The 23,806-nt window shown below is 62.3% G+C and carries 22 protein-coding genes; 16 read left to right on the forward strand and 6 right to left on the reverse strand.

Annotation, left to right across the window (positions count from 1 at the left end; all coding sequences use genetic code 11):
• Nucleotides 1–2: 2 nt before the first annotated feature.
• From mreD to R3175_RS11820, 3 genes are all read right to left on the reverse strand, one after another.
• Complete coding sequence (mreD, locus tag R3175_RS11810; RefSeq protein ID WP_318944481.1) at nucleotides 3–479, reverse strand: rod shape-determining protein MreD; 477 nt, start codon at nucleotides 477–479, stop codon at nucleotides 3–5.
• Nucleotides 479–1,324, reverse strand: a complete 846-nt coding sequence (gene mreC, locus R3175_RS11815) for a rod shape-determining protein MreC (protein WP_413231769.1) — start codon at nucleotides 1,322–1,324, stop codon at nucleotides 479–481. Before mreC ends, mreD begins: the two co-directional genes overlap by 1 nt.
• A gap of 195 nt (nucleotides 1,325–1,519) precedes the next feature.
• On the reverse strand, nucleotides 1,520–2,560 hold the full coding sequence (locus R3175_RS11820; protein WP_318944515.1) for a rod shape-determining protein: 1,041 nt from the start codon (nucleotides 2,558–2,560) through the stop codon (nucleotides 1,520–1,522).
• Between the two features lie 266 nt (nucleotides 2,561–2,826).
• Here R3175_RS11820 and gatC point away from each other — a divergent pair, with 266 nt between their 5' ends.
• The 3 genes from gatC to gatB are packed head-to-tail and all read left to right on the forward strand — an operon-like array spanning nucleotide 2,827 to nucleotide 6,058.
• Nucleotides 2,827–3,114 (forward strand): Asp-tRNA(Asn)/Glu-tRNA(Gln) amidotransferase subunit GatC, encoded by a 288-nt coding sequence (gene gatC, locus R3175_RS11825; protein WP_318944482.1) that lies wholly within the window; start codon nucleotides 2,827–2,829, stop codon nucleotides 3,112–3,114.
• Nucleotides 3,115–3,138: 24 nt separating this feature from the next.
• The gene (gatA, locus tag R3175_RS11830) at nucleotides 3,139–4,584 is read left to right on the forward strand and encodes an Asp-tRNA(Asn)/Glu-tRNA(Gln) amidotransferase subunit GatA (RefSeq protein ID WP_318944483.1); all 1,446 of its coding nucleotides are present in this window, start codon (nucleotides 3,139–3,141) and stop codon (nucleotides 4,582–4,584) included.
• A gap of 25 nt (nucleotides 4,585–4,609) precedes the next feature.
• Nucleotides 4,610–6,058, forward strand: coding sequence for an Asp-tRNA(Asn)/Glu-tRNA(Gln) amidotransferase subunit GatB (gene gatB / locus R3175_RS11835; protein ID WP_318944484.1), 1,449 nt, complete (start codon nucleotides 4,610–4,612; stop codon nucleotides 6,056–6,058).
• A 53-nt stretch (nucleotides 6,059–6,111) separates the two neighbouring features.
• Here the strand turns inward: gatB and rimO are convergent, their stop codons facing one another.
• Nucleotides 6,112–7,461: a 30S ribosomal protein S12 methylthiotransferase RimO gene (gene rimO / locus R3175_RS11840; RefSeq protein ID WP_318944485.1), complete on the reverse strand. Its 1,350-nt coding sequence runs from the start codon at nucleotides 7,459–7,461 to the stop codon at nucleotides 6,112–6,114.
• Nucleotides 7,462–7,729: 268 nt separating this feature from the next.
• On the opposite strand from rimO, the gene R3175_RS11845 reads away from it, so the two are divergent.
• From R3175_RS11845 to R3175_RS11860, 4 genes are all read left to right on the forward strand, one after another.
• Nucleotides 7,730–8,134: a PilZ domain-containing protein gene (locus tag R3175_RS11845; protein WP_318944486.1), complete on the forward strand. Its 405-nt coding sequence runs from the start codon at nucleotides 7,730–7,732 to the stop codon at nucleotides 8,132–8,134.
• Nucleotides 8,135–8,319: 185 nt separating this feature from the next.
• The gene (gene cysD / locus R3175_RS11850; RefSeq protein WP_318944487.1) at nucleotides 8,320–9,228 is read left to right on the forward strand and encodes a sulfate adenylyltransferase subunit CysD; all 909 of its coding nucleotides are present in this window, start codon (nucleotides 8,320–8,322) and stop codon (nucleotides 9,226–9,228) included.
• An 11-nt stretch (nucleotides 9,229–9,239) separates the two neighbouring features.
• Nucleotides 9,240–10,898, forward strand: a complete 1,659-nt coding sequence (gene cysN, locus R3175_RS11855; protein ID WP_318944488.1) for a sulfate adenylyltransferase subunit CysN — start codon at nucleotides 9,240–9,242, stop codon at nucleotides 10,896–10,898.
• Nucleotides 10,899–11,047: 149 nt separating this feature from the next.
• Nucleotides 11,048–12,061, forward strand: coding sequence for a nucleoid-associated protein (locus R3175_RS11860; protein ID WP_318944489.1), 1,014 nt, complete (start codon nucleotides 11,048–11,050; stop codon nucleotides 12,059–12,061).
• 28 nt (nucleotides 12,062–12,089) lie between these two features.
• On the opposite strand, the gene trmH is transcribed toward R3175_RS11860, so the two are convergent.
• Nucleotides 12,090–12,842, reverse strand: a complete 753-nt coding sequence (trmH, locus tag R3175_RS11865) for a tRNA (guanosine(18)-2'-O)-methyltransferase TrmH (protein ID WP_318944490.1) — start codon at nucleotides 12,840–12,842, stop codon at nucleotides 12,090–12,092.
• A 241-nt stretch (nucleotides 12,843–13,083) separates the two neighbouring features.
• On the opposite strand from trmH, the gene miaB reads away from it, so the two are divergent.
• The 5 genes from miaB to lnt all read left to right on the forward strand — a co-directional run bounded on the left by miaB (nucleotide 13,084) and on the right by lnt (nucleotide 18,437).
• Nucleotides 13,084–14,430, forward strand: a complete 1,347-nt coding sequence (gene miaB, locus R3175_RS11870) for a tRNA (N6-isopentenyl adenosine(37)-C2)-methylthiotransferase MiaB (RefSeq protein ID WP_318944491.1) — start codon at nucleotides 13,084–13,086, stop codon at nucleotides 14,428–14,430.
• Between the two features lie 195 nt (nucleotides 14,431–14,625).
• Nucleotides 14,626–15,609 (forward strand): PhoH family protein, encoded by a 984-nt coding sequence (locus tag R3175_RS11875; RefSeq protein ID WP_318944492.1) that lies wholly within the window; start codon nucleotides 14,626–14,628, stop codon nucleotides 15,607–15,609.
• Nucleotides 15,606–16,079: an rRNA maturation RNase YbeY gene (ybeY, locus tag R3175_RS11880; protein ID WP_318944493.1), complete on the forward strand. Its 474-nt coding sequence runs from the start codon at nucleotides 15,606–15,608 to the stop codon at nucleotides 16,077–16,079. Before R3175_RS11875 ends, ybeY begins: the two co-directional genes overlap by 4 nt.
• Nucleotides 16,076–16,921, forward strand: a complete 846-nt coding sequence (locus R3175_RS11885) for an HlyC/CorC family transporter (protein WP_318944494.1) — start codon at nucleotides 16,076–16,078, stop codon at nucleotides 16,919–16,921. The genes ybeY and R3175_RS11885 overlap by 4 nt, the downstream gene beginning before the upstream one ends.
• Nucleotides 16,911–18,437 (forward strand): apolipoprotein N-acyltransferase, encoded by a 1,527-nt coding sequence (gene lnt, locus R3175_RS11890; protein ID WP_318944495.1) that lies wholly within the window; start codon nucleotides 16,911–16,913, stop codon nucleotides 18,435–18,437. The genes R3175_RS11885 and lnt overlap by 11 nt, the downstream gene beginning before the upstream one ends.
• 11 nt (nucleotides 18,438–18,448) lie before the next feature.
• Here the strand turns inward: lnt and R3175_RS11895 are convergent, their stop codons facing one another.
• Nucleotides 18,449–18,994, reverse strand: coding sequence for a zinc ribbon-containing protein (locus R3175_RS11895; RefSeq protein ID WP_318944496.1), 546 nt, complete (start codon nucleotides 18,992–18,994; stop codon nucleotides 18,449–18,451).
• Between the two features lie 202 nt (nucleotides 18,995–19,196).
• Between R3175_RS11895 and leuS the strand changes: the two genes are divergently transcribed.
• The 4 genes from leuS to R3175_RS11915 all read left to right on the forward strand — a co-directional run bounded on the left by leuS (nucleotide 19,197) and on the right by R3175_RS11915 (nucleotide 23,737).
• A complete protein-coding gene (leuS, locus tag R3175_RS11900; protein WP_318944516.1) occupies nucleotides 19,197–21,782 on the forward strand; it encodes a leucine--tRNA ligase in 2,586 nt (861 codons plus the stop codon).
• 1 nt (nucleotide 21,783) lies between these two features.
• The gene (gene lptE, locus R3175_RS11905) at nucleotides 21,784–22,365 is read left to right on the forward strand and encodes an LPS assembly lipoprotein LptE (RefSeq protein ID WP_318944497.1); all 582 of its coding nucleotides are present in this window, start codon (nucleotides 21,784–21,786) and stop codon (nucleotides 22,363–22,365) included.
• The gene (gene holA, locus R3175_RS11910; protein ID WP_318944498.1) at nucleotides 22,362–23,378 is read left to right on the forward strand and encodes a DNA polymerase III subunit delta; all 1,017 of its coding nucleotides are present in this window, start codon (nucleotides 22,362–22,364) and stop codon (nucleotides 23,376–23,378) included. The genes lptE and holA overlap by 4 nt, the downstream gene beginning before the upstream one ends.
• A gap of 95 nt (nucleotides 23,379–23,473) precedes the next feature.
• The gene (locus R3175_RS11915) at nucleotides 23,474–23,737 is read left to right on the forward strand and encodes a hypothetical protein (RefSeq protein ID WP_318944499.1); all 264 of its coding nucleotides are present in this window, start codon (nucleotides 23,474–23,476) and stop codon (nucleotides 23,735–23,737) included.
• Nucleotides 23,738–23,806: the final 69 nt, after the last annotated feature.

The following is a 23,806-nucleotide window of genomic DNA, read 5'->3' on the forward strand; positions in this document are numbered from 1 at the left end:
TCCTATCCCAGTTTTCGATTAAGACCGTCCAGCAACACGCACAGCGGTGGCCAAATGACCGCACTGGTCAGCGCCGGCCAAAGGTAACTGAAACCGGCGTCGTCCGCACCGAGCATCTGCTTGATAAAATGCACGAGCATCTGGTTGATGCCCAACAGCAGGAACACCATCGCACATTGCTGGGGCATGGGAAACATCCGCAGGCGCTGGTGAATGGTCAGCACCAGGAACGCGATCATTGCCATGGCCACGGCGTTAACCCCTAACGGAGTGGCCTCCAGGACATCCAGCAGCAGCCCCAGACACCACGCCAACAGGATACCGAACTGGGCAGGCGCCCGGAACGTCCAGTAAAACACCAGCAAACCCAGCCATTCCGGCCGGAACTCGAACCAGTCCAGGGGAAACAGGGAGATGCTGAGCACCAGCCCGACCAGAATGCTGATTCCAAAGACCGGGTAACTGATGACCGACAGCATTAGTCCTGCCCTCCCGGCTCAGCGGGCGCCCCAGGCGCTTCCTCTTCGCCCGCCCCCTGCGACGGTTGCTGGATGGCCTGCTGGTTCTGACTGAACACCACCAGCACCATCTCACTGCGGCTCAGCTCTGCCTTGGGCGAGGCTTCTATCTGCATGAACGGCTCCCCGGGATCTTTGCGGATGGAGACCACCTCAGCCACCGGGTAGCCCTTGGGGAAGCGACCGCCCAGGCCGGAGCTGACCAGCAGGTCGCCCTCCCGAATATCGGCGGTGTCCGGCACATGAACCAGCTCCAGGGTATTGATGTTGCCGTTACCCAGCAGGATGGCACGTAAGCCGTTGCGCACCACTTCCACCGGCACCGCGTGACTGCTATCGGAAATCAGCAGCACCTGGGAGGTAAAGCTGCTGGTCTGCTGGACCTGCCCCATCAAACCGGTGGCATCCAGAATGGCTTGGCCGACCTCCACCCCGTCACGACTGCCTTTGTTAATCACCACCTCATGGGAAAACGGATCCGGGGAGACACTGACCACCTCGGCCACAATCACCCGATCGTCCAGCACATCCGAGGAGTTCATCAGCCGGCGCAGCTCGTTGTTCTCTGCGGCCAGCGCGGCATACTTCAGCGCCCGCCGCTCCAGGATCAACAGGCGGGCCTTGAGGGCGTCGTTCTCTTCCAGCAGGTCTTCGCGGGTGGTGAACAGGCCCGAGACCCAGTCACTGAACTGGGATGGCGCGTTACCCAGCCAGTACACCGGAGCCAGTCCAGTGCCGATGGCACTGCGTACGGCCTGCACCTGGTCCACCCGGCCATCGGCCACGATCAGCGCAACCGAAACCACAATAACCAGAAACAGACGAAAGCCGGGGATGGGCCCCTGAACAAAAATGGTCTTAATGGGAACTCCTCCTCCCGTCTTGACCAGTGTAGATACGACAACCGCCGCAAGTGTTCCGTGGCGTCAACGAATCACCCTGACGGAACAGTTGCGGCGGCTGTGGGTCGGCAGGCATCGGGAATTGTGCCGATAGCACCGTTACCCCTCCGGGGAAAACATTCCGATTCCGCTGCGGTCGATGACCTCGAGGGCCTTGCCGCCCCCCCGGGCAACGCAGGTCAGCGGATCCTCGGCGATGATCACCGGAAGGCCGGTTTCTTCGCTGATCAGCTTGTCCAGGCCACGCAGCAGGGCGCCGCCACCGGTCAGCACAATGCCGCGCTCGGCGATGTCCGAGGCCAGCTCGGGGGGTGACTGCTCCAGCGCACTCTTCACGGTTTGGACAATCTGCGCCAGGGATTCCTGCAGGGCGTCCAGGATCTCCTCACTGTTGAGGGTGAAGGCGCGGGGCACACCCTCGGCCAGGTTACGGCCGCGCACGTCGATCTCGCGGATCTCCACGCCCTCATAGGCGCAGCCGATCTCGTGCTTGATGCGCTCGGCGGTGGTGTCACCAATCAGGCTACCGTAGTTGCGACGCACGTAAGTGACGATCGCTTCGTCGAACTTGTCACCGCCCACCCGCACGGATTCGGCGTAGACAATGCCGTTGAGGGAGATGATCGCAATTTCCGTGGTACCACCGCCAATGTCCACAATCATCGAACCGCTGGCCTCTTCCACCGGCAGTCCGGCACCGATGGCCGCGGCCATGGGCTCTTCAATCAGGAACACTTCACGGGCCCCGGCGCCCAGCGCGGACTCGCGAATGGCCTTGCGTTCCACCTGGGTGGATTTACTGGGCACGCACACCAGTACCCGAGGGCTCGGCGTAATAAAGCTGTTTTCGTGGACCTTGTGAATGAAATGCTGGAGCATTTTCTCGGTCACCACGAAATCTGCGATCACACCATCCTTGAGCGGCCGGATGGCGGTAATGTTTCCAGGCGTCCGCCCCAGCATCCGCTTGGCCTCGGTCCCCACCGCCGCAACGGACTTCTGGGCATTGTTGGTGCGGATGGCCACCACGGACGGCTCGTCCAGCACAATGCCGCGGTCGCGAACATAGATAAGCGTGTTGGCGGTGCCCAGGTCGATGGACAGATCGCTGGAAAATAGACCTCGGATTTTTTTAATCAACATTCGTGTTTTTTCAACCTGAGAAGTGCAGTCGCAGAAATGATGCGGCAACTTTAGCAGTGAGCACCCCCACAGGCAAGGCGCGAGAGGGCCTGGCGAGGCAATTTGCGGGCCAACTGCCCCTCGCGATGTACCCCGAATCTGTTACCATACCCCCTTTGCCCGGCCCGCTATCAGCCGTCCGGGGCGAGTGGGCCATTCATTCCACCTCGACCCGGCGCAAGTATCGGACCTTACAGACATTTCATTTACCTGGGAGACAATGCGTGACCATTTCCCGCGAAGACGTCGAAAAAGTTGCCATGCTGGCTCGTATCCGGGTGGACGAGCAGCAGGTCTCTGAGCTGGAAAAAGACCTCGGCAACATCCTCAACCTGGTGGATCAGCTCCAGAGCGCCAATACCGAGAACACCGAGCCCATGGCGCATCCTCTGGACGCGGTGCAGAAACTCCGCGCCGATGAAGTGACTGAGACCAATCAGCGCGAGGCGTTTCAGGCCATCGCCCCGGCCACCGAAGCCGGTCTCTACCTGGTCCCCAAAGTGATTGACTAAACCCAGTTTCTCCAGGAACCCGCAATGCATAACAAATCCGTAGCCGAACTTTCCCGCGACCTGGCGGCCGGCGAGGTCTCCAGCGTCGAGCTGACCCAGCACTTCCTCGACCGCATCAAACAGGAAGACAGCAAGTACAACAGCTTCATTACCGTGTGCGAGGATGAGGCGCTGGCCGACGCCCGCAAGGCCGATGAACGACGCCGCCAGGGCGATGCCACGCCCTGGACCGGAATACCGTTTGCCCACAAGGACATTTTCTGTACCAACGGCGTACGCACCACCTGCGCCTCGAAAATGCTGGAAAACTTCGTGCCGCCCTACGACGCCACCGTCACTGCCAACTTCCGTGACGCCGGCGCGGTCTGCCTGGGCAAGACCAACATGGACGAGTTCGCCATGGGGTCGTCCAACGAAACCAGTTACTTTGGCGCCGCCACCAACCCCTGGGGTAGCGACCTGGTGCCGGGCGGCTCCTCCGGTGGATCTGCCGCTGCAGTGGCAGCCCGCCTGGCACCAGCAGCAACCGCCACCGACACCGGCGGCTCGATCCGCCAGCCGGCGGCCCTGTGCGGCGTGACCGGCCTGAAGCCCACCTATGGCCGGGTCTCCCGCTACGGCATGATTGCCTTCGCCTCCAGCCTGGACCAGGCCGGCACCATGGCCCGCACCGCCGAAGACAACGCGATGATGCTTAACGTCATGGCCGGCTACGACGCCAAGGACTCCACCTGCATCGACCGGGCCGTGCCGGATTACACCGCCACCCTCCAGGAGCCATTGACGGGGCTGAAAATCGGCCTGCCCAAGGAGTACTTCACCGACCAGCTCAGTCCGGCCATGGCGCAGACCATCCGAGATGCCATCGCCGAATACGAGCAACTCGGCGCCACGGTGAAGGAAGTGTCCCTGCCCAACGCCAACCTGGCCATTGCGGCCTACTACGTGATTGCACCGGCGGAGGCCTCCGCCAACCTGTCCCGCTTCGACGGTGTCCGCTACGGCTACCGCTGCGAAGATCCCCGGGATCTGCTGGACCTGTACACCCGCACCCGCGAGGAAGGCTTCGGCGCGGAGGTCAAACGGCGCATCCTGGTGGGCAGCTACGCCCTCTCCGCCGGCTACTACGACGCCTACTACCTCAAGGCCCAGAAGGTGCGCCGGTTGATCCAGCAGGACTTCGTCAACGCCCTCAAGGACGTCGATGTACTGATGAGCCCCACCTGCCCATCGCCGGCGTTCGCCACGGGCGAGAAGGCCAACGACCCGGTCACCATGTACCTGGAGGACATCTTCACCATCGCGGTGAACCTGGCGGGACTGCCGGCACTGTCGCTGCCAGCGGGACTGGTTGACGGCCTGCCGGTGGGCCTGCAGATCATTGGCGACTACTTTTCCGAGGCCCGCCTGCTGAATGCGGCACACCAGTATCAGCAAGTGACCGACTGGCATCAGCGTACACCGGAATAAGCGGGCAAACAGGAGACCAAGCACCATGCAATGGGATGTCGTAATCGGGCTGGAAATCCACGTTCAGCTCGCCACCAAGACCAAGATCTTTTCCGGCTCCAGCACCGCCTACGGTGCCGAGCCCAACACCCAGGCCAACGCGGTCGACCTGGCCATGCCCGGCACCCTGCCGGTCCCCAACGAGGAGGCCTTCCGTTATGCGGTGATGTTCGGCCTGGCCATCGATGCGGAGATCGGCCGGCGCTCGGTGTTCGAGCGCAAGAACTACTTCTACCCGGACCTGCCCAAGGGCTACCAGACTACCCAGCTGGCCCAACCCATCGTCGGCCCCGGCCACGTCGAGATCGACCTGCCGGACGGCAGCACCAAGACCATCCGCATCCACCATGCCCACCTGGAGGAAGATGCTGGCAAGTCGCTCCACGAGGACTTTCATGGCATGTCCGGCATCGACCTGAACCGTGCCGGCACCCCACTGATTGAGGTGGTCACCGAACCGGACATGCGCAGCGCCGAGGAGGCCGTGGCCTTCGCCAAGAAGCTGCACAGCCTGGTGACCTCACTGGGCATCTGCGACGGCGACATGTCCCAGGGCTCGATGCGATTCGACGTCAACATCTCCCTCAAGCCCCAGGGCCAGGAGGAATTCGGCACCCGCACCGAGACCAAGAACCTCAACTCCTTCCGCTTCATGGAACAGGCCATCGCCCACGAAATCGAGCGGCAGATGGAGATCCTGGAGGACGGCGGCGAGATCGTTCAGGAAACCCGCCTGTACAACGGCGACCGGGACGAGTCCCGCTCCATGCGGACCAAGGAAGAAGCCAACGACTACCGCTACTTCCCCTGCCCGGACCTGCTGCCGGTGGAGATCGACGACACCTTTATCGAGCAGTGCCGCAGCCGCCTGCCGGAACTGCCGGACGCCCGCAAGGCGCGGTTCAAGGAGCAGTATGGCCTCAACGACTACGACGCCGGCCTGCTCAGTGGCGATGCCAACCTGGCCCGGTTCTTCGAGGCTGCCGCCGATCGCGGCAAGGACGCCAAACTGGCGGCCAACTGGGTGCTTGGCGAATTCTCCGCCCGCCTGAATGCGGAAGACAAAGCAGTGGTCGACTCGCCCATCAGCGGCGCCCAACTGGGCGACCTGATCGTCCGCATCGCCGACGATTCGGTCTCCTCCGCCGGTGCCAAGAAAGTGTTCGAAGCCCTGTGGACCGGTGAGAACGACAAGGTCGACGCCATCATCGACGCCAAGGGCCTGAAACAGGTCTCCGACACCGGCGAACTGGAGAAGATGGTGGATGAGGTGCTGGCCGGCATGCCGGATCAGATCCAGCAGTACCAGGAAGCCGACGAGAAGAAACGCAAGAAGCTGATGGGCGGCTTTATGGGGCCACTGATGAAGGCTTCGAAGGGCCAGGGCAACCCGAAGCTGTTTACCGAGATTCTCAAGAAGAAACTCGAAGGCTAAGGAAGCTCGAACGGCCGAGTCAGGTCACCCTGACTCGGTCTTTATTGGCGCTGTTACGAATCGGCAAGCACTGCCCACAAATCATGCTCATCGGCATGTTCAACCACGGCAGTCACCAGCTGCCCGGGCTGTAGCCCGGTCTCGCCATTGAGATACACCATGCCGTCGATCTCCGGCGCATCCGCCTTGGAGCGACCAATGGCGCCCTCCTCGTCCACCTCGTCGATCAGGACCTCGAGGGTCTTGCCGATTTTGGCCTGCAGCCGGGCCGCCGAGATCTCGGCCTGCTTGGCCATGAACCGCGCCAGACGCTCCTCTTTCACCTCTTCCGGCACCGCGCCGTCCAGCTCGTTGGCCGGGGCACCGTCCACCGGACTGTATTTGAACGCACCCACCCGGTCCAGCTGGGCCTCGTCCAGCCAGTCCAGCAGGTACTGGAAGTCTTCTTCGGTCTCCCCCGGGAAGCCCACTATAAAGGTGGAGCGGATGGTCAGTTCCGGGCATATCTCCCGCCACTTGCGAATGCGCTCCAGGGTCTTGCTGTCGTGAGCGGGCCGCTTCATGGCCTTGAGCACCTTGGGGCTGGCGTGCTGGAAAGGGATATCCAGGTACGGCAGAACCTTGCCCTCGGCCATCAGCGGAATCACGTCATCCACGTGGGGATAGGGATAGACGTAGTGCAATCGCACCCACACCCCCAGCTCGCCCAGCGCCTCACACAGCGCCTGCATCTTGGTCTTCAATGGCCGCCCCTGCCAGAAGCCGGTGCGGTACTTGATGTCGACGCCGTAGGCGCTGGTGTCCTGGGAAATCACCAGCAACTCCTTCACCCCGGCGTCCACCAGCCGTTTGGCCTCGTCCATGACCTCCCCGATCGGACGGCTGACCAGATCCCCCCGCATGGAGGGAATGATGCAGAAGGTACAGCGGTGGTTGCAGCCTTCGGAAATCTTCAGGTAGGCATAATGACGCGGCGTCAGCTTGATGCCCTGGGGGGGCATCAGATCCACGAAGGGGTCATGATCTTTCTTTGGCGGCACGTATTCATGCACGGCTCCGACCACTTCCTCATAGGCATGAGGACCGGAGACGGCCAGCACGCCGGGATGGGACTCGCGAATGCGTTCCTCTTCCACCCCCATACACCCGGTCACGATGACCTTGCCATTCTCGCTGATGGCCTCACCGATGGCATCCAGCGACTCCTGCTTGGCCGCATCGATGAAGCCACAGGTATTCACCACCACCACATCCGCGTCTTCGTAGGTGGGCACCACATCGTAGCCGTCCTGGCGCAACTGGGTCAGGATCCGCTCGGAGTCCACCAGGGCCTTGGGACAACCGAGGCTGATAAAACCGACTTTACCGCTGCCGGTGGCGGATGTATCTGGCTTGTTAGTCATAATTCATCAGGGACGCTGTTCAAAAATAGAGCGGCATTTTAACGCAGCAGCCCGGGCCATCCCAATGAAAAATCACCTTTATCCGGGCATTACACCGACACCGGAAGCACGAACCCCATCACAAAGCCGACCACAAACACGACACATGACTTGCTGTTCATTTTTTAAACCACTAAACTTTCAGGAGCTTAGCCAAGTTTTCAAGCCGGGATTCTGTACCATGGGAAAGGCCATACAATCGCAGCCAATTTTGACCAGGCAAGTTGCCATGAGAGCATCGTCCAGCAAGCCCAACCTACGCAACCAACAGCGGGTCGATGTTGAGCTGGAAGTCACCGTCAGCAACCCGGCCGGTGAGGAATTGCGCTGCGAAGCCGCCAACCTGTCCCGCACCGGCGTCATGCTGCGATGCAACCTGGAGACCGTCCGCCAGCTGATCCCGGGCCAGACAGCCCCGGCGCCCGGTCAATGGATTCAGGTGTCCACCCGCTTTGCCGTGCCGGTGGTTGCCGCACAGACCGTCTCCGTCTGCGCCGATGGCCACATCGTGCACCTGCGCCGGGTCTCCCGGGACGAATTTCACCTGGGCGTGCAGTTCAGCGAATTCCGGGACAACGGCTACGACTACCTGGACCAATACGTCAGCCGCCTACTCGCCACGTCATTGGGTTAACCCCTTCCCCGGCTCTGACCGGGCCTTCCCCCACCACGCAGCCCCCCGCTCCAGGTCAAACAAAAACGTTGCCAGGGAGCATATTGTTATGCCCCCAAACTCTAGTTGATCACCTTCTTATGCCTACCCCAACTCTGGTATAGTTGCCGGATTCATACGCCCACGGCAATCGGTAAAACCTTACGATGACCAGTTACAATCTGACTCACCTCAAACAGCTGGAAGCGGAAAGCATCCACATCATTCGGGAAGTGGCAGCTGAGTTCGATAATCCCGTCATGCTTTACTCCATCGGTAAAGACTCGGCGGTCATGCTCCACCTTGCCCGCAAGGCCTTCGCGCCGGGGAAACCACCGTTCCCCCTGATGCACGTCGATACCACGTGGAAGTTCAAGGACATGATTGAATTCCGCGACAAGCAGGTCAGCAAGTACGGTCTGGATCTGATCGTGCACATCAACGAGGACGGGGTAAAACAGGGCATTGGTCCCTTCACCCACGGCAGTGCCAAGCACACCGATGTGATGAAGACCCAGGCCCTGAAGCAGGCCCTGGACAAGTACAAGTTCGACGCCGCCTTTGGTGGCGCCCGCCGCGACGAGGAGAAGTCCCGCGCCAAGGAACGGGTCTACTCCTTCCGTGACGAATACCACCGCTGGGACCCCAAGAACCAGCGCCCCGAGCTGTGGAACATCTACAACGGCAAGATCAACAAGGGCGAGAGCATCCGGGTGTTCCCACTGTCCAACTGGACCGAGCTGGACATCTGGCAGTACATCTACCTGGAAAACATCGACATCGTGCCGCTGTACTTCGCCGCCGAGCGACCGGTGGTGGAGCGAGACGGCACCCTGATCATGGTGGACGATGACCGCATGCCGCTGAAGGAAGGCGAAAAGCCGATGATGAAGTCGGTGCGCTTCCGCACCCTGGGCTGCTACCCCCTGACCGGCGCCATCGAGTCCGAAGCCAAGACACTGCCGGACATCATTCAGGAAATGCTGCTGGCCACCAGTTCCGAGCGTCAGGGCCGGGTTATCGACCACGACTCCGCCGGCTCCATGGAACAGAAAAAGCGTGAAGGTTATTTCTAAGGAATTTATTCATGTCACATCAGTCAGACCTCATCGCTGAAGATATTCAGGCCTACCTGAAACAGCACGAAAACAAGGAGCTGCTGCGGCTGCTGACCTGCGGCAGCGTTGACGACGGCAAATCCACCCTGATCGGCCGCCTGCTCCACGACACCAAGATGATCTACGAAGATCACATGGCGAGTCTGAAGTCGGACAGCGCCAAGATGGGCACCACCGGCGAGAAGCTAGACCTGGCCCTGCTGGTGGATGGCCTGCAGGCCGAGCGGGAACAGGGCATCACCATCGATGTCGCCTACCGCTACTTCTCCACCGACAAGCGCAAGTTCATCATCGCGGACACCCCGGGGCACGAGCAGTACACCCGCAACATGGCCACCGGCGCCTCCACCGCGCAGCTGGCGATCCTGATGATCGACGCCCGCCACGGCGTGATGACCCAGACCCGTCGCCACTCGTACATCGCCTCCCTGCTGGGCATTCGCCACATTGTGGTCGCCATCAACAAGATGGATCTGGTGGATTACAGCGAGGAGCGTTTCGAGGAAATCAAGCAGGATTACCTGGCGTTCGCCGATCAGCTTGGCCTGAAAGACGTACGGTTTGTGCCCATGTCCGCCCTGGAGGGCGACAACGTGGTCAGCCGCAGCGAGAACACGCCCTGGTTCTCCGGCCAGCCGCTGATGGAAATCCTGGAAACCGTGGAGGTTTCCCGGGACAAGAACCTGGAGCACTTCCGCTTCCCGGTGCAGTACGTCAACCGCCCCAATCTCGATTTCCGTGGCTTCTGCGGTACCATCGCCTCCGGCGTCATCCGTCCGGGTGACGAGGTCATGGCGCTACCGTCCCGGCGCACCAGCACCGTCAAGGAGGTCGTCTCGTTCGAGGGCCACCTGGACGAGGCGTACATCGACCAGGCCGTCACCCTGACCCTGAACGACGAAATCGACATCAGCCGTGGCGACATGCTGGTGAAGCCCGAAGACGAGCCCGAGGTGGGCAACCGCTTCAACGCCAACATCGTCTGGATGACCGACGCCCCCCTGGAAACCGGCCGCCTGTATGACATCAAGCTGGGCCCCACCTTCACGTCGGGTACGGTCAAGAAGATCCACCACCAGACCGACGTCAACACCCTGGAGCAGCAGCCCGACCCGTCGGCCCTGCAGCTCAACGAGATCGGCCTGTGCGAACTCACCCTGAGCCAGCCGGTGGCCTACGACGCCTATGGCCGTAATCACGCCACCGGCAGCTTCATTGTGATTGACCGGCTGACCAACGTCACCATCGGTGCGGGCATGATTGCCGGCAATGCCGATGGCGCCGAATCCATGGACCCGGTCACCAGCGAGGAACGCAGCCGACGCCTGGCCCAGCGCCCGGCCATCATCGCCTGTAACGGCAAGCAGGCACCGGCGCTGGCCCTGGCCGTCGAGCGGGCCCTGTTTGACCAGGGCAAGACCTCGGTGGTCCTGGACGAGGACGACGCCAGCAACGCCGACGACCGTCGTCGCACCGCCCAGTTGCTCATGGCCCACGGCCTGATCGCCATCGCAGTCAATCTGGGTACCGATGTCGCCACCGCCCATGCCGAGGCGGATTCCGAGGCGGACATTCCGGCGGCCGTGGGCAAGCTGGTGCAGGAGCTGCTTCGGGAACAGCGGATCTAGGCCTCCGGCGCCCATAACAGCCGGCGAGTCGATAGGCGAGGCTACACACCCTCCCTTTTACCCACTCAACGGCTATGATAGAAGCCCCGACCCCAGGGAGACCTCCCGGGCCGGGGCTTTTTCCGTCATACCAACCAGGGAATTCTTTCATGGCCATCAAGTACCTTCGCACCGCCTTTGCCAGTCAATTCCAGCCGGGGCAGCCAGCCAATCTGCGCAGCGGAGCCCCCCTGAAAGAGCCCGGCGGGGATTACGAGGCCCTGCACAAGCAGATGAAGCGCCTGTTCAACAGCAAACCCGGCAAGAAGTACGGCCGCTTTTCCGACGACATCGGCGACTCCCCCTTCTGCGGCTGGCTCAAGGACTACCTCGACGACAAGCAAAGCTTTGAGTCATTGACCGACCGACTGTTCGGCCAGTGGCAGGAACTGCTGACCGGTTGCCAGGAGGAGCATGACGGCCACCTGATGATCGTGCACGAGGCCCTGGCGGATTCCGAGGTGGTGTACCTGCTGATCGTCGAGAACGACAGCGCCATGCGCTTCGACGCCGAACAGGCCCTGGACGCCACCGAGGTGCTGAGCCTGTCCCGCCTCAACCTGGCGGTGCGCATCGAACTGGACGACTGGCTGGGCGAGGCCCCCGCCGAGAACTACCTCACCCTGGTGCACGGTCGCGGCACCGGCGAGCCGGGCGAGCTGTTCATCAAGCTGTGCGGCTTCACCAACCAGATTGATGTGGAGAAGGAGACCCTGACCTTCCTGGATGCCGTCGAAGCCTTCGCCAAGCACGCCGAGCCGGAAGAAGCCGGCAAGGTCCGTAATCGCGCCTACGAATTCTGCAAGGAACAGCACGCGCTGGGAGAGCCTGTGGCCATCGAGGCCCTGTCGGGCTACCTGGACGAGAGCCAGCCGGAACGCTTCAAGGAATTCGCCAAGCAGTCCGCCGAGCTGCCGGAAAGCGGGCTACTGCACCCGGATCATCGCAAGGTGAAGAAACTGGTACGCATCGCCGGCTCCGGCGGCGGCATGAGCGTGTCGTTCTCCTCCGACCTGGTCAACCAGGCGGTGTACTACGACCGCGACAAGGACGCCCTAACCATTACCCGGCTGCCCAAGGCGCTGCGGGAGCAGTTGCAGCGGTATTTGGAGGGACGGGAGTAAAAAAATAGAGTCAGGGGAAAAAATGGGGTCAGAACTTCAGTTCTGACCCCATTTTTTCCCTCATTTTTTCGCAGGATTCTTCCACCAGATGCGGATGCCGCTGCCGCCGCACCGCTTCCATCCACCCCACGCCGTCAACCAGATCGCCGGTCTCCGGGTCAAACGGCGGATACGGCAGGTTACGATCATCACAATAGCGCTTCACCGTGGGCTGGCACCAACAGAACAGCAGCCTCAGGTAGTCGTCCTCCGGCAATCGCCGTCGGTCGTAGAGGCCCGCCGCCTTTCGCTGGCGCTGGGCCTCGGACAGGATGATGGCGCAGGCCGCTGAGACATTGAGCGACTCCACCATCCCCATCATCGGAATGACGATGTGTTCGTTCGCCTGCTCGGCGGCGTCGGCACTGACGCCGTCCACCTCGTTGCCCATGATCACCGTACAGGGCACGGTGTAGTCGACATCACGGTAGTCCACCGCACGGTCGGAGAGTTGGGCCGCATAGAGCCTGTGGCCCTGGGCCTTCAGGGTGGCGACCGCATCGGTCATGGTGGGATGGGTATGGGTGGTCACCCAGTTGAAGCTGCCACCGGCGGTCTTGCGAAACGCCCGGTAGCCTTCTTTCGGCCACACGGCGTGCATATTGGCCAGACCAAACGCGTCGCAGGACCGAATGATGGCCGACAGGTTGCGGGGCTTGTGCACCTGGTCGGTCAGCACGGTGAGGTCCGGCTGCCGGCGGTCCAGGATCTGCTTGATGCGGGCAAGGCGCTCCGGGGTCATGGCGATACTTCTCAGTGACTTCCAGGGCGGCCAATGATACCACAGCCTCTGGCCTGCGGGATTTGCGGCAACTAACCGGACGAAATGCTGGTTGCGGTTTGAGCAGGCCGTTATAATAGCCAGTTGCTTTTCATAGCCGCCAGCGACACGCCCCAGCTGCCTGAGGGCACGTGCGTTCGCTGGCCGATCGCCCCCGGCTTAAACCGGTAACGCGACCATTCACCTACGCACATTGAGAATCATGGCCAAGAAGCTCTACATCAAGACCCACGGCTGCCAGATGAACGAGTACGATTCATCCCGCATGGCCGATCTGCTCCGCACCGGCGAGAAAGTCGAGATGACCGATACCCCGGAAGAGGCGGACATCCTGCTGCTCAATACCTGCTCCATCCGGGAAAAAGCCCAGGAGAAGGTCTTCCACCAGCTGGGTCGCTGGAAAAGCCTGAAAAAGACCAAACCGGACCTGATCATCGGGGTGGGTGGCTGCGTGGCCAGCCAGGAGGGTCAGGCCATCATCGACCGGGCGCCTTACGTGGACATGGTGTTCGGCCCGCAGACCCTTCACCGGCTGCCGGACATGATTACCGAAGTCCGCGCCAAGGGCGATGGTGTGGGTGTGGTGGATGTCACCTTCCCGGAGATCGAGAAATTCGACAACCTGCCCTCCCCCGGCGCCGAGGGCCCGTCCGCCTTTGTCTCCATCATGGAAGGCTGCAGCAAGTACTGCACCTTCTGCGTGGTGCCCTACACCCGCGGTGAGGAGGTCAGCCGACCGGTGGACGATGTGATCGCCGAGGTCGCCCACCTGGCGGACCAGGGCGTGCGCGAAATCAACCTGCTGGGCCAGAACGTCAACGCCTACCGGGGCGAGACCTTCGATGGCGACACCATGGATCTGGCCGAACTGATCACGCTGATCGCCACCGTCGATGGCATTGACCGCATCCGCTACACCACCTCCCACCCGGTGGAATTCTCCGATGCGCTGATCGACGTCTACGAACAGGTGCCGGAACTGGTCAGCCACCTGCACCTGCCGGTGCAGAGCGGCTCCGACCGCATCCTCGCCCAGATGAAGCGGGGCCACACCGCCCTGGAGTACAAGTCCAAGCTGCGCCGGCTGCGCAAGATCCGGCCGGACATCAGTTTTTCCTCCGACTTCATCGTCGGCTTCCCGGGCGAGACCGACAGGGACTTCGAAGACACCATGAAACTGATCAACGACATCGGCTTCGACGTGTCCTTCAGCTTCATCTACAGCGCCCGGCCGGGCACGCCGGCGTCCGACCTGCCGGACGATACCCCGATGGAGGTGAAGAAGCAGCGCCTGAGCATCCTCCAGCAGCGCATCAATCAGCAGGCCATGGACATCAGCCGCAAGATGGTGGGCACCACCCAGCGGATCCTCGTGACCGGCCTGTCGAAAAAAGACCCGGGGGAGTACGCCGGTCGCACCGAGAACAACCGCATCGTCAACTTCCGCCACGACAACCCCGAGGTAGTCGGCCACTTCATTGATGTGGAAATCCGGGAAGCATTGCCAAATTCTTTGCGGGGCGTGCCGGTCGACTCAGCGCTATACTAATGCTCAGCATCGAACCTCTGGACGCCGGATGCGGTCGGGTTCGCCGGACCGCATCCGCCCTGGCGTTGCCCGGGCCTGATCGGCACCATGGGCATGGCACACCGCATTCTGCCCCGAGCGAAACCGACTTTGGCGGTCGCCGCCTCACATGCATACTCCGCCCCTCGGAGCACCAGCAAAGACGAAGAGGACTGATTGAATACCACCGACATCAAGCAGTTTGACCTGCATCCCGTAGACCAGCGCCGGCTCGCCACCCTCTGTGGCCAGTTCGATGAACACCTCAAACACATCGAGAAGCGTCTCGAGGTCCGGGTCGGCCGGCGCGGCCATCACTTCCGCATCGAAGGCGAAGCCGACCATGTGGCCGCCGCCTCGGAAGTCATCCGCCACCTCTACCGGGAAACCGAAGGCAGCGACGACATCGCGCCGGATACCGTGCATCTGTTCATCCGTGAGTCCGGCCTGGAACGGCTGCCGGAAGACAAGCCCTATGACGGCAGCCTGATGGTCATCAAGACTCCCAAGCTGCAGGCCAAGCCCCGTGGCGGCAACCAGCAGAAGTACGTCCACAACATGCGCACCCACGACATCAACTTCGGCATTGGCCCGGCCGGCACCGGCAAGACCTGGCTAGCCGTGGCCTGTGCCGTGGAGGCGCTGAAAGACGAGCAGGTCAAGCGCATCCTGCTGGTGCGCCCGGCGGTGGAAGCCGGCGAGAAGCTGGGCTTTCTCCCCGGCGACCTGGCCCAGAAGGTGGACCCGTACCTGCGGCCACTGTACGACGCCCTCTATGAGATGCTGGGCTTCGACCAGGTCACCAAACTCATCGAGAAGAGCGTGATCGAAATTGCGCCGCTGGCTTTCATGCGGGGGCGCACCCTTAATAATGCCTTCATCATTCTCGACGAGAGTCAGAATACAACGCGGGAACAGATGAAAATGTTCCTGACGCGGATTGGCTTCGGCTCGACCGCGGTGATCACCGGCGACACCACCCAGGTGGACCTGCCGCGGGGCCAGAACTCCGGACTGATCCATGCGGTGGGCGTGCTTAGCAAGGTGCCGGGCATCGGCTTTACCCGGTTCGAGGCCAAGGACGTGGTCCGGCACCCGTTGGTGCAGCGGATCGTGGAAGCCTATGATGCCTTCGACGATGGCAGCGGTGGCGCACCATGAGCAACCTGATCATTGACGTTCAGCGGGCGGTAGACACGCCGGGCCTGCCGGACGATGCCGCCCTGGGCCGTTGGGCCAACGCCGCCTGGCTGCAGGACCACGACTCGGAAGTAACCATCCGCATTGTGGACCTGGAGGAGAGCGCCGGGCTGAACCAGCAGTACCGGGACAAAACCGGGCCAACCAATGTGCTGTCCTTCCCATTTGAGGCCCCAGCCGGTATAACGGTGCCGTTGGCCGGCGATCTGGTGATCGCGGCGGAGGTGGTCCGCACCGAAGCCCGCGGACAGAACAAGCCCCTCCAGGCTCACTGGGCCCATATGGTGGTGCACGGCATCCTGCACCTGCAGGGCTACGACCACATCCGGCAAGAAGACGCCGAGGTCATGGAAGGCCTCGAGATCCGGCTGCTCAACCAGCTGGGTTACGCCAATCCTTACGAAACAGAGGAAACGGAACCAGACTCATGAGCGACGATCAGTCGAGTCGCAGCCAGGGCGGCAAGTCCTGGCTGGAACGCATATCCCAAGCTTTCTCCAACGAACCCGAGTCCGCCGAGGACATTCTCGAAATCCTGCGCGATGCCGAGGCGCAAAGCGTCATCGATTCCGATGCCATGAGCATCATCGAAGGGGCGATGCAGGTCATCGACATGCGGGTCGAGGAAATCATGATCCCCCGCTCCCAGATGGTGACCGTCAAGGCCTCCCAGGAACCCAAGGCCTTCCTCTCCGAGATCATCGAGTCCGCCCACAGCCGGTTCCCGGTGATCGGCGACAGCCAGGACGACGTGATCGGGATCCTGCTGGCCAAGGACCTGCTCCCGCTGGCCCTGAACAACGAGCTGAACTGGAACCGGATTCGCGAGGTGCTGCGTCCGCCCACCTTCGTGCCGGAGAGCAAGCGGTTGAACCAGCTGCTCAAGGAATTCAAGGAAACCCGCAACCACATGGCCATTGTGGTGGACGAGTACGGCGGCACGGCCGGCCTGATCACCATCGAAGACGTGCTGGAGCAGATTGTCGGCGAGATCGAAGACGAGCACGACTTTGACGAGGAAACCCACATCAAAGCCCGCGGCAATGGCATTTTCGCGGTCAAGGCCGTCACCCCCATTGAAGACTTCAATGAGTTCTTCAAGACCGAGCTCGACGAACAGGAGTTCGACACCATCGGCGGCGTCATCCTCAAGGAATTCGGCCACCTGCCGCGGCGCGGCGAATCCGTTACCGTGGACGATCTGACCTTCACCATCGCCAACGCCGATAACCGGGTGATCCGGCTGCTGCAGGTGACGCGCAGTGGTTCCTGACAACCGCCTGGCCCGGCACCGCTGGCTGCCCCCGCTCCTGCTGGTCGCGGCCGGGATCCTGCAGACCCTCACCTTTTCGCCCTTCAACTGGTGGTGGCTGGGGCCCGTGTCCATCGCACTGATCCTGCTGCTGGCCCTGCCGCTGCCCGCCAACAGACTGTTCCGGGCCGGCTGGCTGGTGGGGTTTGGGCTGTTTGGCAGCGGCGCGTCCTGGGTCTACATCAGCATCAGCGAGTACGGCAACACCTCCATCCCGGTGGCGATCCTGCTGACCGTGCTGTTCGTCACCGGGCTGGCCCTGTTCCACGGCCTGGCCTTCCTGTGCTGGGGCAAGCTCGCCAAACACAGCGCCGTGCGGCGCTTATTGCTGTTTCCCGCCGTCTGGCTATTGGGGGACTGGGTGCGCGGCTGGCTGCTCACCGGCTTTCCCTGGCTGTACCTGGGCACCGCGCAGGTGGACGGACCGCTGGCCGGCTTTGCGCCCCTGGTCGGGGTGCACGGCCTCACCTTCTGGGTGCTGTTCAGCGGTGCCAGCCTCTACGCCCTGTTCTGGCTGGTGCGGCAGCGGCGCCATATGGCCGCCGGCACCCTGGTTGCCGTCGCCCTGCTGCCCTGGATCACCGGCCCCGCCCTGAAGAGCACCCACTGGACAACCCTCGCCAGCTCACCCTTGTCGGTGGCGACCATGCAGGGCAACGTGCCGCAACTGATCAAGTGGGACCCCAACCACCTGAAGGAACAAATCGTCACCTATCTGGAACTGACCCGCGACAACTGGCAACGGGACCTGATCCTCTGGCCGGAAACCGCCATTCCGCTGACCCAGGACCAGGCCGGGGCGATCTTCCAACACATCGAAAGCGAATTGGCGCCGGACAGCACCCTGATCACCGGCATCCCCTGGTACGGCTTCAGCGACCGCCTGGAAGACTTCACTTTCCACAACAGCATCATGGCCCTGGGCAACGGCGATGGCATGTACCACAAGCAAAGGTTGGTGCCCTTCGGCGAGTACGTGCCCCTGCAACAGTGGCTGCGTGGCCTGATCGGCTTCTTCGATCTGCCGATGTCGGAATTCTCCCGCGGCCCGGAGCAGCAGGCGCCCCTGAGGGCGGGGGACGCCTTGGTCATGCCCTACATCTGCTATGAGGTGGCGTACCCGGACTTCGTCGCCGCCAATGCCCGTGGGGCCGGACTGCTGATCACCATCAGCAACGATGGCTGGTTTGGCGACTCCATCGGGCCCTTGCAGCACCTGCAGATCGCACGCATGCGGGCCCTGGAGACCGGGCGCTACATGATCCGCGGCACCAACAACGGGGTGACCGCCATCATCAATCACCGGGGGGAGATCACCGATTCGATTCCCCAGTTTACCCGCGCCACCCTGCGTGGCGAGGTCTATACCGCCACCGGGGATACGCCCTACATGCAGTCCGGCTCCTGGCCGGTGCTGACCCTGGCGGCGATCCTGATCGTGTTTACCCGGGAGCGGGTGATCCCCAAAAACGCCTGATCCTCCGGGCGCTAATCCTCCTTCGGCCAGCGGCTGGTGACCCGCTCATAGTAGTGGGAGCCGCAGGCCTCGCAGGGCTCGATGTGACTGGTGGCGGTGAGACACTTCATGTGGCCGCAGTTCAGGCACTTGAACATGCCGGCGGTGGCCACCTCACCGCTGATGTAATGGCTCAGGTCGTCATTGGCCAGTTTCTGGTTCAGCTCCAGGGTATCCAGGCGGGTTTTGTCGGCCACCGAGAACAGCATATCCGCCAACTGGTGCTCGATCAGTGAGATATCCAGCTGCAGCCACTCCGCCAGGCCCTCCCCGGTCTCATCCACAAAATGCATCAGGTGCTGCAGGTCCCGCTTCAGGTAGGCCGACAGCAGGTCCACCTCCTCCCGGGTCATCTCCTCCAGGGCGTACTCCACTTCCACGGCCTTGCCGATCTCCTCGTTCAGACCATCCAGGGTGATCTCCTCGGCGTCGCTGAGACCACTCTGCACCCTTTTCAACATCCGGTCATAGACCGACAGGGCCTGCCCCGACAAATGACTGCGTGCTGGTTTGGTCATACCGTTTCCTCAACCGGGTCAACGCCTGATGGAACCCGATCCGTGCGGGTTCGCCATCACTTTCCTTGAGTCTGGCACAGCTTTCGAAATTTGGCAGACTACCTGTCGCGTCCCCGGTACGTTAGAATGTTCGGCCCCTCGGCGGATCTTTTTTGATACAGGGTTCTTTTTTCCACACAAGGTAATTTCGGTAATGGCAGGAATGGACGAGCACTACAGCCCCAGCAACGTTGAACAGAACGCCCGTAAGTACTGGGAAGACAACGACACGTTCACCGTGAAGGAAGAGCCGGGCAAACCCAAGTACTATTGCCTGTCCATGTTCCCCTACCCCAGCGGCAAGCTGCACATGGGCCACGTCCGCAACTACACCATCGGCGACGTCATCTCCCGCTACCAGCGCATGCAAGGCAAGAACGTGATGCAGCCCATGGGCTGGGATGCTTTTGGGCTGCCGGCTGAGAACGCCGCTATCAGCAACAAGACCGCACCGGCCAAGTGGACCCGGGCCAACATCGAATACATGAAGAACCAGCTCAAGCAGCTGGGTTTTGGCTACGACTGGAACCGGGAGCTCGCCACCTGCGATCCCGACTACTACCGCTGGGAACAGTGGTTTTTCGCCCGCCTCTATGAGAAAGGCCTGGTGTACAAGAAGATGGCCACCGTGAACTGGGACCCGGTGGACCAGACCGTCCTGGCCAACGAACAGGTGGTCGATGGCCGTGGCTGGCGCTCTGGCGCCCTGGTGGAACAGAAGAAGATTCCCCAGTGGTTCATCCGCATCACCGACTACGCGGAGGAACTGCTCAACGACCTCGATCAGTTGGAAGACTGGCCGGAACAGGTCAAGACCATGCAGCGCAACTGGATCGGCAAATCCGTCGGGGTCGAGCTGACCTTCGAGCTGGAAAACCATGAGGACGGCCTGACGGTCTACACCACCCGCCCGGATACCCTGATGGGCGTCAGTTATATGGCGGTTGCCGCCGAGCACCCGCTGGCCAAGGCCGCCGCCGAACGCAGCCGGGAAGTGGCGGAGTTTGTCGAGGAATGCCACCACCACAAGGTGGCCGAAGCGGAAATGGCCACCATGGAGAAGCTGGGCATCGATACCGGCTTCCGGGTCATCCATCCCCTCACCCAGGAACCGATTCCGGTGTGGATTGCCAATTTCGTGCTCACCGACTATGGCACCGGTGCGCTGATGGCAGTGCCCGGCCACGACGAGCGGGACCACGAATTTGCCCTCAAATACCGTCTGCCCATCAAGCAGGTGATCGCCCCCAACGACAGCCGTGAAATCGACATCCAGGAAGCCGCCTTCACCGACAAGGGCACCCTGGTGTCCTCCGGCAAGTACAGCGGCCTGAGCAGCGAAGAAGCCTTTGACGCCATCGCCGACGACCTGGAAGCCAAGGGCATTGGCAAGCGCACCGTGAACTACCGGCTGCGTGACTGGGGCGTGTCCCGTCAGCGCTACTGGGGCGCTCCCATTCCGATGATGACCCTGGCCGATGGCACCGAGCGGCCGGTACCGGACGACCAGTTGCCGGTCGCGCTGCCGGAAGATGTGGAAATGGATGGGGTGAAGTCGCCGATCAAGGCGGATCCAAACTGGTGCAAGACCACCTTCGAGGGCCAGCCCGCAACGCTGGAAACGGACACCTTCGATACCTTCATGGAATCGTCCTGGTACTACGCCCGCTTCTGCAGCCCCAACTACGACAAGGGTATGCTGGACCCGGCCGCCGCCAACTACTGGCTGCCGGTGGACCAGTACATTGGCGGCATCGAGCACGCCATCCTGCACCTGCTCTACGCCCGCTTCTTCCACAAGCTGCTGCGGGACGTGGGACTGGTCACCAGCTCCGAACCGTTCAATCGCCTGCTGTGCCAGGGCATGGTACTGGCCGAGACCTACTACCGCGAGGATGACAAGGGCGGCAAGGTCTGGATCGCACCGGCGGACGTCGCTATCGAGCGGGACGACAAGGGTCAGGTGATCAAGGCCGTCCACAAGGAGGACGGCCAGCCGGTGATTGCCGGCGGCGTCACCAAGATGTCCAAGTCCAAGAACAACGGCATCGATCCCCAGGCCATCATCGACCAATACGGTGCCGACACCGTCCGGCTGTTCATGATGTTCGCGGCCCCGCCCGAGCAGTCCCTCGAGTGGTCCGACAGCGGCGTGGAAGGGGCCCACCGCTTCCTCAAGCGCCTGTGGCGCATGGTGGGCGAACACACGGCCGTCGGCGAGGTGCCGGCGCTGGATGTCCAGGCCCTCAACAGCGCTCAGAAGGCCCTGCGTCGCAAGACCCACGAGACCATCGCCAAGGTCAGTGACGACGTCAGCCGGCGACTCACCTTCAACACCGCCATCGCCGCAGTGATGGAGCTGATGAACGAAATCGGCAAGCTCAACGACGACCAACCGCAAAGCCGGGCCGTGATTCAGGAGGCACTGGATACCGCCGTGCTGCTGCTGTCACCGATCGCCCCTCATATTTGCCACAGTCTCTGGCAGGCCCTGGGCCACGAACAGGCGGTGGTGGACGCGGACTGGCCGGAAGCCGACGAAAGCGCCATGGTCAGGACCGAGATCCAGGTGGTCCTGCAGGTGAACGGCAAGGTTCGCGCCAAGGCCGAGGTCCCCGCCGACATCGACAAGGCGGCCCTGGAAAAACTGGCGCTGGAGAACGAGAACGTGGCCCGCTTTACCGATGGCAAGACCGTGCGCAAGGTCATCGTGGTGCCTGGCAAACTGGTCAACGTGGTGGCCAACTGACATGGGGCGATCCACCGATCGCCCCAGCCTTCCGACCGCCCTGGCGATTGTCGGCCTGAGCATCCTGCTCTCGGCTTGCGGCTTTCACTTGCGGGGGGCGGCGCCGGTTTCGGCCGCCCTCCAGCCACTGGCGGTGGCCTGCAGTGACGACATTCCCGCTCCGCTTTGCGCCACCGTGAAAGATCAACTCGAGCTCGGCGGCGTTGAGCTGGCACAGGGCGATCAGGCCGACTACACGCTCCGGCTGACCCGCTTCGAGCAGAGCCGGCGCGCCAGCGCGATCACCCTGCAAGGTTCGGCGGCGGAGTATGACCTGCGCCAGCGGGTGTGGATGGACGTCATGGCGGCCGGTAATCTGCCGCTGGTCGCGGAGGCGGAAGTGCGCAGCAGCGAGACCTTCCGTTACGATGAAGCCAATGTGCTGGCCAAACGACGCGAGCAACAGGAGGTGGAGGAGACCCTCTACCAGCGCCTCGCACAGCAGATCCTGTTCCGCCTCACCCCCCTGACCGAACCCCGCATCAATACCCTGAAACAACAGGCGACAGACGCGGCCAACCAACACCAGGGCACGACGCCGTGAAGGCACAGCCCGGTCAGCTCCCACAACTGCTCAAAAAGGGCCTGGCGCCGGTGTACCTGGTGTCCGGCGACGAGCCTCTGCTAGTCCAGGAGTGCTGTGACCAGATTCGCAGCGCCGCTCGAGGCGCCGGGTTCGAGGACCGGGTCACCTACCACGCCGACCACCAGCTCGACTGGAACGCCGTGGGCGAGGAATTTGGTGCCCTGTCACTCTTTGCCGAACGCCGACGCATCGAAATCCACCTGCCGTCAGGCAAGCTGGGGGACGGCCGAAAGCTCCTGGAGCGGGTACTTCCGGAGCCGCCAGACGACATCATCCTGCTACTGATCAGCGCCCGGCTGGACCCGGCCGAACTGCGCCGAAAATGGTACAAGCTGTTGCAGGACAAGGGCGTGCACATCACGGTCTGGCCCATCGACCCGGACAAGTTTCCCACCTGGTTACAGCAACGCGCCCGCAACCAGAACCTGAACCTGACCCGGGGCGCCCTGGACATGCTGAGCGAGCGGCTGGAGGGCAACCTGCTGGCCGCGGCCCAGGAGCTGGAGCGGCTGGCCCTGTTCAGCAAGGGTGACACCATCGATGAGGAGGCCGTGGCGCAGGCCGTTCAGGACAGCGCCCGCTTCAACGTCTTTGAACTGGTGACCGAACTGCTTGCCGGCAACACCAGCAACGCCCACCGGATCATTGGCTTTATTGAGCAGGAGGGTGAGAACCCCCTGGGCCTGCTCAGCATCCTCAGTCGCGACCTGAACCTGGCATTGGAACTGCAGCGGGCCATCGCTCGCCGCGAGGCCGCCGGCGGCTTTCTCAAGCAACGCGGAGTCCGCCAGCCCCAACGGGCCCGAGCCCTGGAACAGGCGGCCCGACGACTCAGCCAGCCGCAACTCTACCAGGCGCTGGAGCTATGCAGCGACATTGACCGTGCTGCCAAAGGCTTTGCCGCCCTGCCCCCCTGGCATTACCTCCGTGACCTGGCCAATCTGATGGCCGCCAATCCCCTGACCCGCTGACCGGTCTTAACTGAGCCGGTAACGCCCTCCCCTTGACAAGGATTCCCCCCAAGGAGCATCTTAAAATTCCAACCATGATGGAGTTGGAGGTTGCTATGAATTTGCAAGAAGACCTGAAAAAAATTGCTGAGAAAGTACGCCAGTACCGCGACGAGGCCCGCGTGCAGCTGCACCTTGCCCGGGAAGATGTCCGGGACGAATGGGACGACCTGGAGGCTGAATGGGAACGGTTCCGCCAGCGGCTGGACCGCATTCTTCACGACGCCAGCGAAGCCACCCAGGAGGCTCGTGAATCCGCTCACAAAGTGGGAACCGAGCTGCGCGATCGCTACGAGAAATTACGTGATCGGCTGAAGTAGGTCCCGCGCCTTTGCCATTGGTTACAAACCGATACGCGGGCCAGCGCACGCGTGTGCCATACTGAGTCA

The sequence above is a fragment of the Marinobacter sp. genome, from assembly GCF_033722735.1.
Lineage (GTDB): Bacteria > Pseudomonadota > Gammaproteobacteria > Pseudomonadales > Oleiphilaceae > Marinobacter.

What these genes read in the sequence shown, in the direction of transcription:
- R3175_RS11915 (WP_318944499.1), top strand. Translation starts at nt 23,474, where the DNA reads ATGAATTTGCAAGAAGACCTGAAAAAAATTGCTGAGAAAGTACGCCAG.
- R3175_RS11885 (WP_318944494.1), top strand. Translation starts at nt 16,076, where the DNA reads ATGAGCGACGATCAGTCGAGTCGCAGCCAGGGCGGCAAGTCCTGGCTG.
- mreD (WP_318944481.1), bottom strand. Translation starts at nt 479, where the DNA reads ATGCTGTCGGTCATCAGTTACCCGGTCTTTGGAATCAGCATTCTGGTC.
- gatA (WP_318944483.1), top strand. Translation starts at nt 3,139, where the DNA reads ATGCATAACAAATCCGTAGCCGAACTTTCCCGCGACCTGGCGGCCGGC.
- cysN (WP_318944488.1), top strand. Translation starts at nt 9,240, where the DNA reads ATGTCACATCAGTCAGACCTCATCGCTGAAGATATTCAGGCCTACCTG.
- ybeY (WP_318944493.1), top strand. Translation starts at nt 15,606, where the DNA reads ATGAGCAACCTGATCATTGACGTTCAGCGGGCGGTAGACACGCCGGGC.
- R3175_RS11895 (WP_318944496.1), bottom strand. Translation starts at nt 18,994, where the DNA reads ATGACCAAACCAGCACGCAGTCATTTGTCGGGGCAGGCCCTGTCGGTC.
- trmH (WP_318944490.1), bottom strand. Translation starts at nt 12,842, where the DNA reads ATGACCCCGGAGCGCCTTGCCCGCATCAAGCAGATCCTGGACCGCCGG.
- R3175_RS11845 (WP_318944486.1), top strand. Translation starts at nt 7,730, where the DNA reads ATGAGAGCATCGTCCAGCAAGCCCAACCTACGCAACCAACAGCGGGTC.
- gatB (WP_318944484.1), top strand. Translation starts at nt 4,610, where the DNA reads ATGCAATGGGATGTCGTAATCGGGCTGGAAATCCACGTTCAGCTCGCC.
- cysD (WP_318944487.1), top strand. Translation starts at nt 8,320, where the DNA reads ATGACCAGTTACAATCTGACTCACCTCAAACAGCTGGAAGCGGAAAGC.
- R3175_RS11860 (WP_318944489.1), top strand. Translation starts at nt 11,048, where the DNA reads ATGGCCATCAAGTACCTTCGCACCGCCTTTGCCAGTCAATTCCAGCCG.
- leuS (WP_318944516.1), top strand. Translation starts at nt 19,197, where the DNA reads ATGGACGAGCACTACAGCCCCAGCAACGTTGAACAGAACGCCCGTAAG.
- rimO (WP_318944485.1), bottom strand. Translation starts at nt 7,461, where the DNA reads ATGACTAACAAGCCAGATACATCCGCCACCGGCAGCGGTAAAGTCGGT.
- lptE (WP_318944497.1), top strand. Translation starts at nt 21,784, where the DNA reads ATGGGGCGATCCACCGATCGCCCCAGCCTTCCGACCGCCCTGGCGATT.
- miaB (WP_318944491.1), top strand. Translation starts at nt 13,084, where the DNA reads ATGGCCAAGAAGCTCTACATCAAGACCCACGGCTGCCAGATGAACGAG.